We start from the raw sequence: 11,773 nt of genomic DNA, 5'->3' as shown, positions 1-11,773 counted from the left end.
GGTAATCCCCCCGAAATCCGCTGCTCCGAGAAGTAGAGCTATGCGACCATGGCCAGCCGCTGTTTCGGGGTGATGCCGCCCAAGGCCATGTTTGGGCGTTCATGGTTGTACCGCCACATCCATTGCGTGGCGTACTCCCGGACCTCATCAAGGCCGGACCAATGGTACTGCGACAGCCACTCGTAGCGGACTGTCCTGTTGAAGCGCTCCACATAGGCGTTCTGTTGGGGCTTGCCAGGCTGGATGTGCTCGATGTGGATGCCCCGCGTGCTAGCCCAGTTCAGCAGCGTGGCGCTGATGTACTCCGGCCCGTTGTCGCAGCGAATCACCTGAGGCTTGCCGCGCCAGGCCATGATCTGCGCCAGCGTTCTGATCACGCGATGCGACGGCAGTGAGAAGTCCACCTCGATGCCCAGGGCCTCGCGGTTGAAGTCGTCGATCACGTTGAGCAGCCGGATGCTGCGGCCGTCTTCCAGCTGGTCGTGCATGAAGTCCATCGACCAGACCTCGTTGCAGTGCTCGGGCACCGTCAGCGGCTCGGGCTTCTCGCGCACTAGGCGCTTGCGCGGCTTGATGCGCAGGTTCAGTTCCAGCTCCCGGTAAATCCGGTACACGCGCTTGTGGTTCCAGGGGAAACGGCGCACGTTGCGCAGGTGCAGGAAGCACAGCCCGAAGCCCCAGTTGCGGTTGTTGTCGGTCAGGCGCAGCAGCCACTGGGCGATCTCATCGTCCTCGATGCCGCGGCGGGCCTCGTAGCGATAGCAGGCCTGGCTGATCTGGAAGGCCTGGCAAGCCGCCCGGATCGACAGGCCGCGCTGCTGCACTGCTCGTTGCGCCATCTCGCGTCGGCGAGATGGCTTCACCACTTTTTTGCGAGTGCCTCCGCGACGACCTCGGCCTTGAGTTTCTCCTCGACGTACATCTTGCGCAGCCGCCGGTTCTCCTCCTCCAGCTCCTTCATGCGGGCCATGAGCGACGCATCCATGCCGCCGAACTTGGCGCGCCACTTGTAGAACGTCGCCGCGCTGATGCCCAGTTCGCGGCAGAGCTCGGGGACCGTCAGACCGGCCTCAGCCCGCTTGAGCGCGTCGATGATCTGGCTGTCGGTGAAACGCGATTTCTTCATGGTAGAGATTCTCCTGTGAGAGTCTCTACTTCTCAGCGCATTGAATTTGCGGGGGGATTACCGTGTCAGCCCGCTGGTCGAACATGGCCTCCATGGCATCGAGGGCCAGGGCGATGTCGGCGGTTTCTTCCGGAGGCGTATTGGTATTGCAGGCAAGGAGTGAAGGCCTGACACACCAGGGCCTCCTGCCATTTATTGGCCAGAGTGGTGTGGTTTCCATAACCACGCCGCAGCACCACGCGTCCAACCTGGGCCACCGCGCGCAGGGAGAAATCCAGAATCTCAGGCGTGGTGTTGTCGCAGTCCACCAGAACGGCCACGCGTGTCTCCCCTCCCATGGCGCTGACACTCATATTTTTCCTAATATAAAAAACCCATAAGTTTCTCAACATATGGGTCTCAAATTCTCAGCTTATGCGTCTATCTACAAGATAGGCCATATGACATGTCCGGTATCCATTCGGTCAAAGGCCGATCCTCAACAGGTACAGGGATGGCTCACAGCCGAGTTGATCGGTAGAAGGTATGCTCAAATTGCTATCTTTTTTAGATAGACCAAATGACCTCCTACAAAGAACTGCTCGCTCAACGCGAAGCCCTCGACAAGAAGATTGCCGATGCGCGTAACGTGGAAATTTCTGCCGCAATTGCCAAGGCGCGTGAACTGATCGCCCAATACGGCTTGAACGAGGGCGACGTTTTTTCTAAGAAGGCAAGCCGTGCAGGCAAGCCCACCGGCACCGTGGCACCGAAATACCGCGACCCAGCCACTGGCGCCACCTGGACAGGGCGCGGCAAGCCGCCGCTGTGGATCGCGGGCCAAGACCGCGCGCAGTTCGCTATCTGAGGCGGCGAGGCGTTGCCTCTGCGCCGAAGGAAAGTTACGCAAAGCCGCTCTTTCTGATGGGCGGCCTTTTGGCGAGGAGGCAATGATGCCGCTGCAGCGATTTCTCACAGCGCAAGAACCTGTTTACGAACAAGTCTTGGCAGAACTGCATGCGGGCAAGAAAACCAGCCATTGGATGTGGTTCATCTTCCCGCAGCTCAAGGAACTGGGCCGCAGCGCTACAGCCCAGTTTTATGGCATCGCATCGCAAGCGGAGGCCCAAGAATATGCGCGGCATGCCGTTCTCGGCATGCGCTTGAAGCAGTGCTCCCAGAGCGTGTTGGAGCACAGGCACAAAACCGCGCATGAAATCTTCGGCTCGCCCGACGACATGAAGCTGCGCTCCTGCATGACGCTTTTTGCTTTGGCGGCACCGGGCGAGTGTGTTTTTACCGACGTGCTGGACGCGTTTTATCCGGATGGCCCCGACCTGCGAACCCGAGAGATATGGGCTCGAACAGCCGCGCCCAGACCTTTGCAGAACGCCCCTGGCACCAAGATGAACCGCCAATAACGACGGCGATGGCGACGACGGCGCTCGCGGCAAGCAGCGGTGGTGTCGTCGCCAGCCACTCCGGTCCGCTCCGCGCAGTCCCCCTTCGGCACAACCGGGGGAGCGTCGGCTCGGTGCTCCAGGGACAACCCGCTCGGTTGCAGATCACGAAGGCAAATTCAGGGCTTATCGAGCGACGCGAGCACGGCGTCGGCGTCTTCGAGACACGGCGTCACCGTCATCGCGAGCAAGTGTGCCCAGCCGGTTAGCATCCCGCCCCGATGACCAAGAAAAAGAAGCCTCGCAAGTCCACCACCCGCCGCAGCCGAGCCAGCGGCATCGCCAGCACCATCCGCCGCACAGTCCTCTGGCTTGGCGCCGCTGGCGTCGTTGCATTCCAGGCGTCGAGCTGCGGCTTCTTGCCTACCCCGCAGTCGCTGCCGTCCTTTCCAGCGCTCGAGCGGCCGGTTGCCGCGGCGGCAACCAGCTTTAAGGGATGCCCGCAGTTCTTTGCCGGCGGCATTGCACCCGCAACGCCGAGCGCACCCAAGCTGCGCGAGCTTTGCTACGACGCATTCGCAGTCCTGCACAGCGGCAACACGCGCACGCCGGTCTTTGTCGCACAACGGCTCAACCGTGCGAGCATCGAGGCTGCCAGGGACGAGCAGCGCACCGACAAGTTCTTCGCGGACGCACGCTTGCCGCGGGCCGAGCGCGCAGAGCTCAGCGACTACAAAGGCTCAGGCTGGTCGCGAGGTCACATGGCTCCAGCTGGCGACATGCCTACGCCGGCTGCGATGGCGCAGAGTTTTTCGCTCGCCAACATGGTTCCGCAGAACCCGCGGCAGAACAGCGGCCCCTGGGCCAAGATCGAAGCCGACACGCGGCACTACGTGATGCGCGCCAAAGGCGATGTGTTCGTCATCACTGGGCCGGTGTTCGCGCCCGGCGGTTCAGCCATTGGCAGCAACCAGGTCGCCGTGCCCACGCACCTGTTCAAGCTGGTCTACGACGCAGAAACCAAACGCGCATGGGCACACTGGCAGCCGAATGCAGATGACGCCCGTGCGGGGCGACCGATCAGCTATGGTGAGCTCGAGCAACGCGTCGGGATGGAGCTGCTGCCGGGTGTAGAAGTGAGGTGAACTCGCCAGGTGGCAAACGCGGAAGGCTGCTGTAAGTTTGATGTGTAACATGTCGTCACAGCCAACGAGGACGGCATGAAAACCATCATCACCATCATCGCTTTGCTGGCCGCCGGCTTGGCGCAGGCCCACTCGGGTGGAACCGACAAGCAAGGCTGCCATATGGACCACAAAACAGGCGCCCGTCACTGCCATTGATCGGCTTGAGTTTCACGCGCAACGCCGCATGCGCGGCGCTTCTGCTGATCTCTTCGGCGGTGCACGCCCAGGTCTACCGCTGCGGCAACACCTACAGCCAGGAGGCTTGCAAAGGCGGTCGCGCCGTGGACACGTCAGCGCCGGTCAGCGTCGAGGGTGGGCCAAGTGGTGGCGGCACCAAGACCATCTACCTATGCCAAAGCCACGGTGGCGGCATGTTCTGGTCGAGTGCACATTGCCATAAACACAATGCGTTTATCGAGCGCACCGAGAGCGTGCCCGCGAACATGGGCTGGGACGACCAGGTGCGTCATGCCCAGCACCAGCGCAATCAGGCGCAAGCCCTCACCCCCTCTGCGCCACAACCGGCGGCCGCGCAGCGCCAGCCCATGCCGAACCGAACGGCCGAATGCTCGGCACTCGATGAGCGCGTCAAGATGCTCGACAGCATGGGACGAGCAGGAAGCCGTTATTACGACCTCGACTGGGTCAGACGGGAACGAAAAGAGGCGCGGGATCACCAGTTCAGGTTGAGGTGTTGAGCGCATATGCCAGTCAAAGGAGCGGATAGTGCAGCGATGGATGTTCGGCACCGCTGCGGCAACTGCAGCCTTTGCAGCCCAGGCCGCCATTCCAGTGATCTTGCTTGAAGCATGCCGGTCACACGAGCACCTGCCGTGGTAACCCGAAGGTCAGCAATGGGTAGATTTCGGTAGCTGGCGAACTTCGGAACTCGGCCACAAGCCGACACACGAAAGACTCGTTCTACCCGACCTGGAGTGCCTCCAGGGCCTTCCCAACGGATATTTGCTCCATTACGAAAACGCTATCGCGTATTGCGGTAACATACTCTTAGGGCAGTAGCTTATTATGGTTAAAGCGCTCACTTCATGTGAGAGTTCCTGGTTCGATTCCAGGTTGCCAAAGGACATTCCGCGTCAATTTTTATATTAGAGTATCCTTTGGCAACCCAAATTCCCGCCGTACTCGCCGATGCGCAGATTCAATTAATCTTCAGCGCTCAAGTAAAAAATGTGCGCGACTTGAATTCTTCGTGGGTTCATCTGCTGCGCACTATAAATAGAGATTTGGTCTCTGGCAATCAGACCAGCCTCAAGACGCATACTCAACTTTTAGGGCTACTGTATTGTTCGTGGGCTGAATCTGCGTTCCTCAAGCTAATTCATACGCCGCGAGGCTTTGATGGTTCAACCATCAGGCAAATCCAACAGCACAAGAAGGATAACGGTATTGCGGAAGCGTGGAAGAAATGTCTGGAACTGGGTATTATGCGTGTCCCCGCAGCGAAGGCAGCCGGCGACTTGGCAAATATACGTCAAAGCTTGACAAGACTCGTAGTGACCTACATCGAAGGTCCGGCGCTTCTTCGAAACAAAATGGCACATGGACAGTGGGTCGTTGCACTCAATCGCGAAAACACTGCCATTAATTCCGATTTATCCAGAAAAATTGGTGAGCTAGATGTCGTCCAGCTTTCCGTGATGAAAAATGCCACCGAAGTGTTGATGAATTGCATTGAATTATTGATTCAATCCCCAAGTAAACATTTTCGCAGTTCGATTTGGGAAATCGTCTCTCGGCACGATGAGCAAATGCTCGAGCAAAGCAAATGGACATTGGAAGGAAAGATTAGTCAGTTGAAATCCCGTAAGCCGCTCTCTCGCTCAGTAGGATATTGATTTAAACGTAGGCGCGCATCCCGCGCCGCTCTTTGGCCCTCCCGAATAGCCGCGTTGGGCCCTGAAGAGACCTTCAGATCAGTGATCTGAAGCAGCCATCTGAGCATTTTTCAATAGGGCGGAAATTATTCGGCATGGACACATGCTACACGCATCCCAAGCTATATTGACTGCAAAAAAAGAGTGCCTGGTTTGACGGAATTTTTATATCTGTGCGTTTCCATAGTGCATCATCCAAAAACCCAAGCCGCAAGCCGTATTCAGGAGGAAATCATGACCAGAATATCCCGCATCGTCCGTTTTTATTCCGCCGGTTCTGCGATCTAAATTAGTTTGAGCGCACAGACAATCCAAGAAACGTGAGCAACTCAGACATTATTGCTACCGCCTCGGTCGTCGTCGCCGCCCTTGCGTTCTTCACAACTGCTTGGCAGACGTGGGTGGCCCATAAGCATAGCCGTCTAAGCGTCAAGCCATTTCTGTCCTGGGGTACTACGCGAAACAATACACACCAGGCTTTTGAAGTAATCGTTGCGCTGTCCAACTTTGGCGTCGGCCCTGCGATAGTTCGAGAGCGCTATTTCACTCTGGATGGCTGCCATTTCGAATCCCCGGATGGCAGATCAGCAGTCGAGGCTTTGGTAGAGAAGTTGCTTCCGGATGATTGGGGTTGCCGAGTGGCGGGGCAGGGACTTCCCGGTGAGGGAACGGCAATCCCTCCTGGTGCGACCATCAGAATTGCTCGCTTGCTCTTTCGCCCGGTGGTATTCGAGGAGCAGGGAGAACTTGCACGTCTCATGGAACGCGTTCGATTCGTGGTTGTTTACGATGATCTGTATGACAACCGCGATGTCTTTCGCACCTAGTAGCAGGGCTGACGTGCGGCCTCACAGATCGTTCGACGCGGACACGCAGCAGCATTGCGCCGTGAGCCGTGAGCCGTGAGCCGTGCGCCGTGCGCCGTGCGCGGAAGCATACGTCTCGCGGCGCAATGCCGCTGCTTGCCTGTCAACTCGAACGTTGAGCGACTGCTTTTCTACTGGTTGGCCGTCAGTTCCTGGCCGACTCCAGTCATCCGAGCGAGTGCATCAAGGGGGCAGGTCAAGGCTGACAGCCGTCGCTAGTTGGCATCAGGCTCTTGGACGGCTAAGGGCCCGAAGGCGACGGTGGGCATCGCACTCCAAAGCGGTCTGTAATGCACGCTTGCCCGGCAAGTCAGCCGGCGCGGAATTTTCCCTGAGGGTGCCCAGACTCCACCGCTTCGCAAGCTATAGTTTCTCCAATGCAAGCGTGCCGGGTTTTCAAGATTTTCTATACCTAAATATTTGCACAGTGAGGCGGGTGCACGCCTAGACTGCAAGCCAATACCAGGGGGAATCAGTGTCCATAATATCCCGCACCGCCCAATTTATCCCGCATTTTCCGCAGAATACATTACGTTAGAAATTCCCCCCCATGCAAGCAAATCCCGCGCTCTCCAACTACTGTGCATGTTTCATAGACCTGCTTGGGCAGAAAAATCTCTTGCAAGGCCAATCAATAATGCCAGACAAAGCGGACATCCAGGCTTATGAGCGATTCACTGAATCTGCATATAAGGCCATAGGCGCAATAAACGAACTGCAAAATCGAGCCGCGCACCTTATGCGAGGAACAGAAAAATTCTCGATGAGAGATCAAATTCCTGAAAGCGAATTGGCGACCTATGAGGAAATGAAGGCAGCAAAGCCAAAGCAACAACGATGGTCTGATGGATTGGTTTTATACCACTCCCTCGCAACAGATAAATTGAAATGCCCAATGAATGCCGTCATGGAGATATTCATGCTAAGTGGCACCTTGTGCTTGCTTGGGTTGGCCAGCGGGACACCCATTAGAGGCGCAATCGAAGTATCGTGGGGGGTGGAGTTGCATGACAATGAATTATATGGGGCAGTCGTAGCGAATAGCTACATCCTTGAAAGCACGGTGGCCCAATACCCAAGAGTGGTTGTCGGCCCACATGTTATCACTTACCTTAAATCCCATCTTCAAGAATCACTCGACCTCAATGACAAGATAAATATCTACAATCGGAACCTGGCTGTGTATTGCCTAAAAATGACAGCAACCGATAAAGATGGTTACTCCATAATTAATTATCTTGGGCAAGACTTCAAAGATTTGGTTCTGAGCGGAGAAGATGAGCCTCCAAGCTTGTATGAAATGGCATGCAAATACATAGCGGAACAATACTCAGAATATTCCGCTCAAATAGATAACAAGCTCGCCATTCGCTACGCTTGGCTCAAGGGGTACTTTGAACAACACCGCCCCATACATACCATTAGCACGTAATGTCTAACTGGTCGGTCAAGCGGACGCAAATAAGGGCAATGCCTTCGGAATTTTCATGGCCATTGTTGGTGTCGTGCACTCACCGCACCCTTCCGGCGCCGCTTACCTTGGGCCTTGAGTGACCGTTATTTCCGGCCTCCACCGGCAGCTCTTCGCCGAGAGCTGTCCGCCAGCGCCAGAGGCTCACTGGCAGCTACCGCTGCAAACCGGTTTTCGCTATCGGTACGTCGAACAGCAGCAACGGGTCGTTAGCCGACCATCAAATTGAAAACCGACCGTACCCTTCCCTGAAGTTCAGAAGGGTGCCGGCGAGGCCACCAGTGCTACTGGCCCCGGCCCCGCATAGATCACTTCGCCCGTGTGCCTGACCGTGACGCGCCAGACCTCGCCGTCCTGCTCAATCGCATAAGCCTGAGGCTCAAGCGGCAGCACGGTTTCTTTCGAAAACGCAGTCCCACCTGTGCGGGCAGGCACGCAGGCAGGGTCGGGTAGTCCCAAGGTGCCGTCATGGCGCTGCCTCGACACGGACCGGCCCTGCGCCGCGGTACATCAGCGTCGTGCCGTGGAGCATCACAACCCAGTTTTCGCCGTCCTGCGTGACCGTGTAGTCGCTCACCTGCCCGCCCAGCGGAATGCGCCCCTCACGGCCAGGAATGGAGCACGGCCAGATCAGCACCGAGGGTGTGGCGTGCGGGCTGTGAAAACCCGCGCACACCAGTTCCGCAGGCTGGTCCAGGATGATTCGCTCGGTGCGCGAGCCCTCCACGGGCATTGCCTCGGGATGCTCTTTGCGGATCGCCTCTTCGGACGCGCTGTGGCGTGTCGTAAACCACCGGCCTGCCGGGGATTGGATGCGCCAGCGGTAGCAAATCTCGACCCTCATGGCAGCCACACGTCAAAGTACGCACTGCTCGCTTCGGCGAGGCCCCGGAACCCGGCCTGCCGGGCTGCGACGCTGGCCTTGCCCCAGGCCTTGAGCAGGGTGAGGTCGCCCGGCGAGAGCTGCTGGGGTGGGGATTCCTCGAGGCTTGCCATCGTGTCCAGGGCAGCGGCCACCTGCTCGGGGCCGCCCAGCTGCTTCTCGAGTTCCCGGGCATAGCGCGCCTCGGCGGCGATGCGCTCGGTGGCGGGAAGCTGCTCCGGATAGTCACGCAAGGTGACGGTGTAGGTGCATTCGATGGCTTGCATGGTGCTTCTCCTGCAATGAAGGCTGTATAAATATACAGTCTTTTGAGGAATCCCGCAGCTACGATGCACGCAAGGAGGTGCGCCATGGCGTTGCTGGTCGGAACGGCATCCTGGACGGACAAGACGCTGCTCGAGTGCGGCAGGTTCTACCCCGCAAGCGCCAAGTCGCCCGAGGCGCGGCTGCGCTTTTACGCCTCGCTGTTGATTTCCACGCAGAAGTGACCCACTAACCCCCAGGATTTCCATCTAAATCTGATCCACGTACTAACCCTAACCTGCTGCTTTGTTAAGCAGCAGGAGACCAGGAGTGATAGACGTGGCAACACTGAGTGTCATCAGGCGCTGGGCCCTGCGAGAGCAGCTGTCCATCCGGGAGATCGCCCGCCGCACGGGCCTCTCGCGCAACACCATCCGCAAGTACCTGCGCGCTGGCGAGGCCGAGCCGCACTATGCCAAGCGGATCAGTCCATCCAAGCTCGATCCCTTCGCCTTGAAGCTCGCCGGCTGGCTCAAGACGGAAGCTGGCCGATCCCGCAAGCAGCGGCGCACCGTCAAGCAGATGTACGTGGATCTGCAGGCCCTGGGCTATCCGGGCTCCTACAACCGCGTTGCGGCCTTTGCCCGCCTCTGGCACGAGCAGCGCCTTTTGGCCCAGCAGACCACTGGCCGCGGCACCTTCGTGCCCCTGGCCTTCGGCCCGGGTGAGGCCTTCCAGTTCGACTGGAGCGAGGACTGGGCTTTTCTCGCCGGCGTGCGCACCAAGCTGCAGGTAGCCCACTTCAAGCTCAGCCACAGCCGAGCGTTCTACCTGCGCGCCTACCCACTGCAGACGCACGAGATGCTGTTCGATGCCCACAACCATGCATTCGCAGTCCTGGGTGGCGTGCCCCGTCGTGGCATCTACGACAACATGCGCACCGCCGTAGACCGGGTGCGCCGTGGCAAGGAGCGCGACGTTAATGCGCGCTTTGCGGCCATGGTCAGCCACTTCCTGTTCGAGGCAGAGTTCTGCAACCCCGCTTCTGGCTGGGAGAAGGGCCAGGTGGAGAAGAACGTGCGCGATGCCCGCCATCGCCTGTGGCAGGTGGTGCCGCCATTCGCAAGCCTGCCCGATCTCAATGCCTGGCTTGAAGAGCGCTGCGTGGCGCTGTGGCACGCGATCGAGCACGGCAAGCTGCCGGGCACCGTCGCGGATGTCTGGGCTCAAGAGAAGGCAGCCTTGATGCCGATGCCCCGGCCCTTCGATGGCTTTGTGGAGCACACCAAGCGAGTCTCGCCCACCTGCCTGGTCCACTTCGAGCGCAATCGCTACAGCGTCCCGGCGCCGTATGCCAATCGGCCGGTGAGCCTGCGGGTCTACGCGGATCGCCTGGTGATTGCCGCCGAAGGCCAGATCGTGTGCGAGCACCAGCGCCTGATCGAGCGTAACCACCATGGTGCGGGTCAGACCGTGTACGACTGGCGCCACTACCTGGCAGTGCTGCAGCGCAAGCCCGGCGCCTTGCGCAATGGAGCTCCCTTCCTGGAACTGCCAGCGGCCTTCAAGCGACTGCAGGCCACCTTGCTCAAGCAACCCGGCGGCGACCGGGAGATGGTGGAGGTACTGGCACTGGTGCTGCACCACGACGAACAGGCTGTGCTCGCTGCAGTGGAGCTGGCCCTGGAGTCGGGAGCTGCCAGCAAGACCCACATCCTGAACGTGCTGCACCGCCTGCTGGATGGTAAGCCCGCTCCAGCACCGGTCACATCGCCGCAGGCCCTCAAGCTGGCGGTGGAACCCCAGGCCAATGTGCTTCGCTACGACCAATTGAGGGAGGTGCGCTATGCGTCATGACCCTGCCATCGCTTCCATCGTGATCATGCTGCGCGAGCTCAAGATGCATGGCATGGCCCAGGCTGTTGCGGAACTGGCCGAACAAGGCGCTCCGGCCTTCGAGGCCGCCCAGCCGATCCTGTCCCAGCTGCTCAAGGCTGAGACCGCCGAGCGGGAAGTGCGCTCGGTGGCCTACCAGTTGAAGGTGGCCAGGTTCCCTGCGTACCGAGACCTGGCTGGCTTTGACTTCGGCCACAGCGAGGTGAACGAAGCTCTGGTGCGGCAGTTGCATCGGTGCGAGTTCCTGGAGAACGCTAACAATGTGGTGCTGGTGGGTGGGCCGGGTACGGGCAAGACCCACATCGCCACAGCCCTCGGGGTGCAAGCCATTGAGCACCATCGTCGCAGGGTGCGGTTCTTCTCCACCGTGGAGTTGGTCAATGCATTGGAGGAGGAGAAGGCCAACGGCAAGAGCGGACAGTTGGCCCACCGCCTGGCCTACGCTGACTTGGTGATCCTCGATGAACTGGGTTACCTGCCGTTCAGTGCTTCAGGGGGCGCGTTGCTGTTCCATCTGTTGTCCAAACTGTACGAGCGCACCAGCGTCGTGATCACCACCAACCTGAGCTTCAGCGAATGGGCCAGTGTGTTCGGAGACGCGAAGATGACCACGGCCCTGCTGGACCGGCTCACGCATCACTGCCATATTCTGGAGACCGGCAACGATAGCTTCCGGTTCAAGAACAGCTCGGCACAACAACCACCACAGACCACCAAGAAGGAGAAGACAGCCAAGAACTTATCCACAACGTGAGCATCGAGTTCACGCAAAAGGGTGGGTCAGATCGCGATGGAAATGGTGGGTCAGGTTTGCGTGGAAATCAACA

Annotated in this window: 13 protein-coding genes and 2 pseudogenes; 11 read left to right on the top strand and 4 right to left on the bottom strand. The window is 58.9% G+C overall.

What is annotated here, in order from left to right; translation table 11 throughout:
- Window positions 1-38 precede the first annotated feature (38 nt).
- Window positions 39-1,126 (bottom strand): IS3 family transposase gene (locus tag B2J89_RS19785; protein WP_169167971.1). Its coding sequence is split into 2 segments (ribosomal slippage): window positions 39-874 and window positions 874-1,126, totalling 1,089 coding nucleotides; the frame shifts between segments, so codons are not numbered across the junction.
- Between the two features lie 61 nt (window positions 1,127-1,187).
- Window positions 1,188-1,464 (bottom strand): annotated as a pseudogene (locus B2J89_RS22860) (NYN domain-containing protein); the annotation flags it as partial.
- 221 nt (window positions 1,465-1,685) lie between these two features.
- Between B2J89_RS22860 and B2J89_RS19775 the strand changes: the two are divergent.
- The 8 genes from B2J89_RS19775 (at window position 1,686) to B2J89_RS19740 (ending at window position 7,885) form a co-directional block, all read left to right on the top strand.
- Window positions 1,686-1,973 carry an H-NS family nucleoid-associated regulatory protein gene (locus B2J89_RS19775; RefSeq protein WP_169170598.1) on the top strand — a complete coding sequence of 96 codons (288 nt, stop codon included), beginning with the start codon at window positions 1,686-1,688 and terminating at the stop codon, window positions 1,971-1,973.
- An 85-nt stretch (window positions 1,974-2,058) separates the two neighbouring features.
- Window positions 2,059-2,526, top strand: a complete 468-nt coding sequence (locus tag B2J89_RS19770; protein WP_240965096.1) for a DUF1810 domain-containing protein — start codon at window positions 2,059-2,061, stop codon at window positions 2,524-2,526.
- Window positions 2,527-2,786: 260 nt separating this feature from the next.
- Window positions 2,787-3,650 carry a DNA/RNA non-specific endonuclease gene (locus B2J89_RS19765; protein ID WP_169170596.1) on the top strand — a complete coding sequence of 288 codons (864 nt, stop codon included), beginning with the start codon at window positions 2,787-2,789 and terminating at the stop codon, window positions 3,648-3,650.
- Between the two features lie 75 nt (window positions 3,651-3,725).
- Window positions 3,726-3,848, top strand: coding sequence for a YHYH domain-containing protein (locus B2J89_RS19760; RefSeq protein ID WP_169170595.1), 123 nt, complete (start codon window positions 3,726-3,728; stop codon window positions 3,846-3,848).
- On the top strand, window positions 3,845-4,390 hold the full coding sequence (locus B2J89_RS19755) for a DUF4124 domain-containing protein (RefSeq protein ID WP_169170594.1): 546 nt from the start codon (window positions 3,845-3,847) through the stop codon (window positions 4,388-4,390). The genes B2J89_RS19760 and B2J89_RS19755 overlap by 4 nt, the downstream gene beginning before the upstream one ends.
- 420 nt (window positions 4,391-4,810) lie before the next feature.
- Complete coding sequence (locus B2J89_RS19750) at window positions 4,811-5,548, top strand: hypothetical protein (RefSeq protein ID WP_169170593.1); 738 nt, start codon at window positions 4,811-4,813, stop codon at window positions 5,546-5,548.
- 359 nt (window positions 5,549-5,907) lie between these two features.
- Window positions 5,908-6,414: a hypothetical protein gene (locus tag B2J89_RS19745; RefSeq protein WP_169170592.1), complete on the top strand. Its 507-nt coding sequence runs from the start codon at window positions 5,908-5,910 to the stop codon at window positions 6,412-6,414.
- A gap of 589 nt (window positions 6,415-7,003) precedes the next feature.
- Window positions 7,004-7,885, top strand: a complete 882-nt coding sequence (locus tag B2J89_RS19740) for a hypothetical protein (RefSeq protein WP_169170591.1) — start codon at window positions 7,004-7,006, stop codon at window positions 7,883-7,885.
- A 505-nt stretch (window positions 7,886-8,390) separates the two neighbouring features.
- Here the strand turns inward: B2J89_RS19740 and B2J89_RS19735 are convergent.
- The gene (locus B2J89_RS19735) at window positions 8,391-8,768 is read right to left on the bottom strand and encodes a hypothetical protein (RefSeq protein WP_169170590.1); all 378 of its coding nucleotides are present in this window, start codon (window positions 8,766-8,768) and stop codon (window positions 8,391-8,393) included.
- Window positions 8,765-9,073, bottom strand: coding sequence for a hypothetical protein (locus B2J89_RS19730; protein ID WP_169170589.1), 309 nt, complete (start codon window positions 9,071-9,073; stop codon window positions 8,765-8,767). Before B2J89_RS19730 ends, B2J89_RS19735 begins: the two co-directional genes overlap by 4 nt.
- 84 nt (window positions 9,074-9,157) lie before the next feature.
- Here B2J89_RS19730 and B2J89_RS19725 point away from each other — a divergent pair.
- The 3 genes and pseudogenes from B2J89_RS19725 to istB form a co-directional block, all read left to right on the top strand.
- Window positions 9,158-9,271: pseudogene (locus B2J89_RS19725) on the top strand (DUF72 domain-containing protein); the annotation flags it as partial.
- A gap of 109 nt (window positions 9,272-9,380) precedes the next feature.
- Complete coding sequence (gene istA, locus B2J89_RS19720; RefSeq protein WP_169167869.1) at window positions 9,381-10,907, top strand: IS21 family transposase; 1,527 nt, start codon at window positions 9,381-9,383, stop codon at window positions 10,905-10,907.
- Window positions 10,897-11,700 carry an IS21-like element ISThsp10 family helper ATPase IstB gene (gene istB / locus B2J89_RS19715; RefSeq protein WP_169167868.1) on the top strand — a complete coding sequence of 268 codons (804 nt, stop codon included), beginning with the start codon at window positions 10,897-10,899 and terminating at the stop codon, window positions 11,698-11,700. The genes istA and istB overlap by 11 nt, the downstream gene beginning before the upstream one ends.
- Window positions 11,701-11,773 lie beyond the last annotated feature (73 nt).

The organism is Acidovorax sp. SRB_24, assembly GCF_012931925.1.
This window is presented reverse-complemented; position numbering and strand designations above follow the sequence as displayed.

Bases quoted from the DNA above. Each gene is read 5' to 3' on its own strand.
- B2J89_RS19775 (WP_169170598.1), top strand. From the start codon at position 1,686: ATGACCTCCTACAAAGAACTGCTCGCTCAACGCGAAGCCCTCGACAAG.
- B2J89_RS19770 (WP_240965096.1), top strand. From the start codon at position 2,059: ATGCCGCTGCAGCGATTTCTCACAGCGCAAGAACCTGTTTACGAACAA.
- B2J89_RS19765 (WP_169170596.1), top strand. From the start codon at position 2,787: ATGACCAAGAAAAAGAAGCCTCGCAAGTCCACCACCCGCCGCAGCCGA.
- B2J89_RS19760 (WP_169170595.1), top strand. From the start codon at position 3,726: ATGAAAACCATCATCACCATCATCGCTTTGCTGGCCGCCGGCTTGGCG.
- B2J89_RS19740 (WP_169170591.1), top strand. From the start codon at position 7,004: ATGCAAGCAAATCCCGCGCTCTCCAACTACTGTGCATGTTTCATAGAC.
- B2J89_RS19735 (WP_169170590.1), bottom strand. From the start codon at position 8,768: ATGAGGGTCGAGATTTGCTACCGCTGGCGCATCCAATCCCCGGCAGGC.
- B2J89_RS19730 (WP_169170589.1), bottom strand. From the start codon at position 9,073: ATGCAAGCCATCGAATGCACCTACACCGTCACCTTGCGTGACTATCCG.
- istB (WP_169167868.1), top strand. From the start codon at position 10,897: ATGCGTCATGACCCTGCCATCGCTTCCATCGTGATCATGCTGCGCGAG.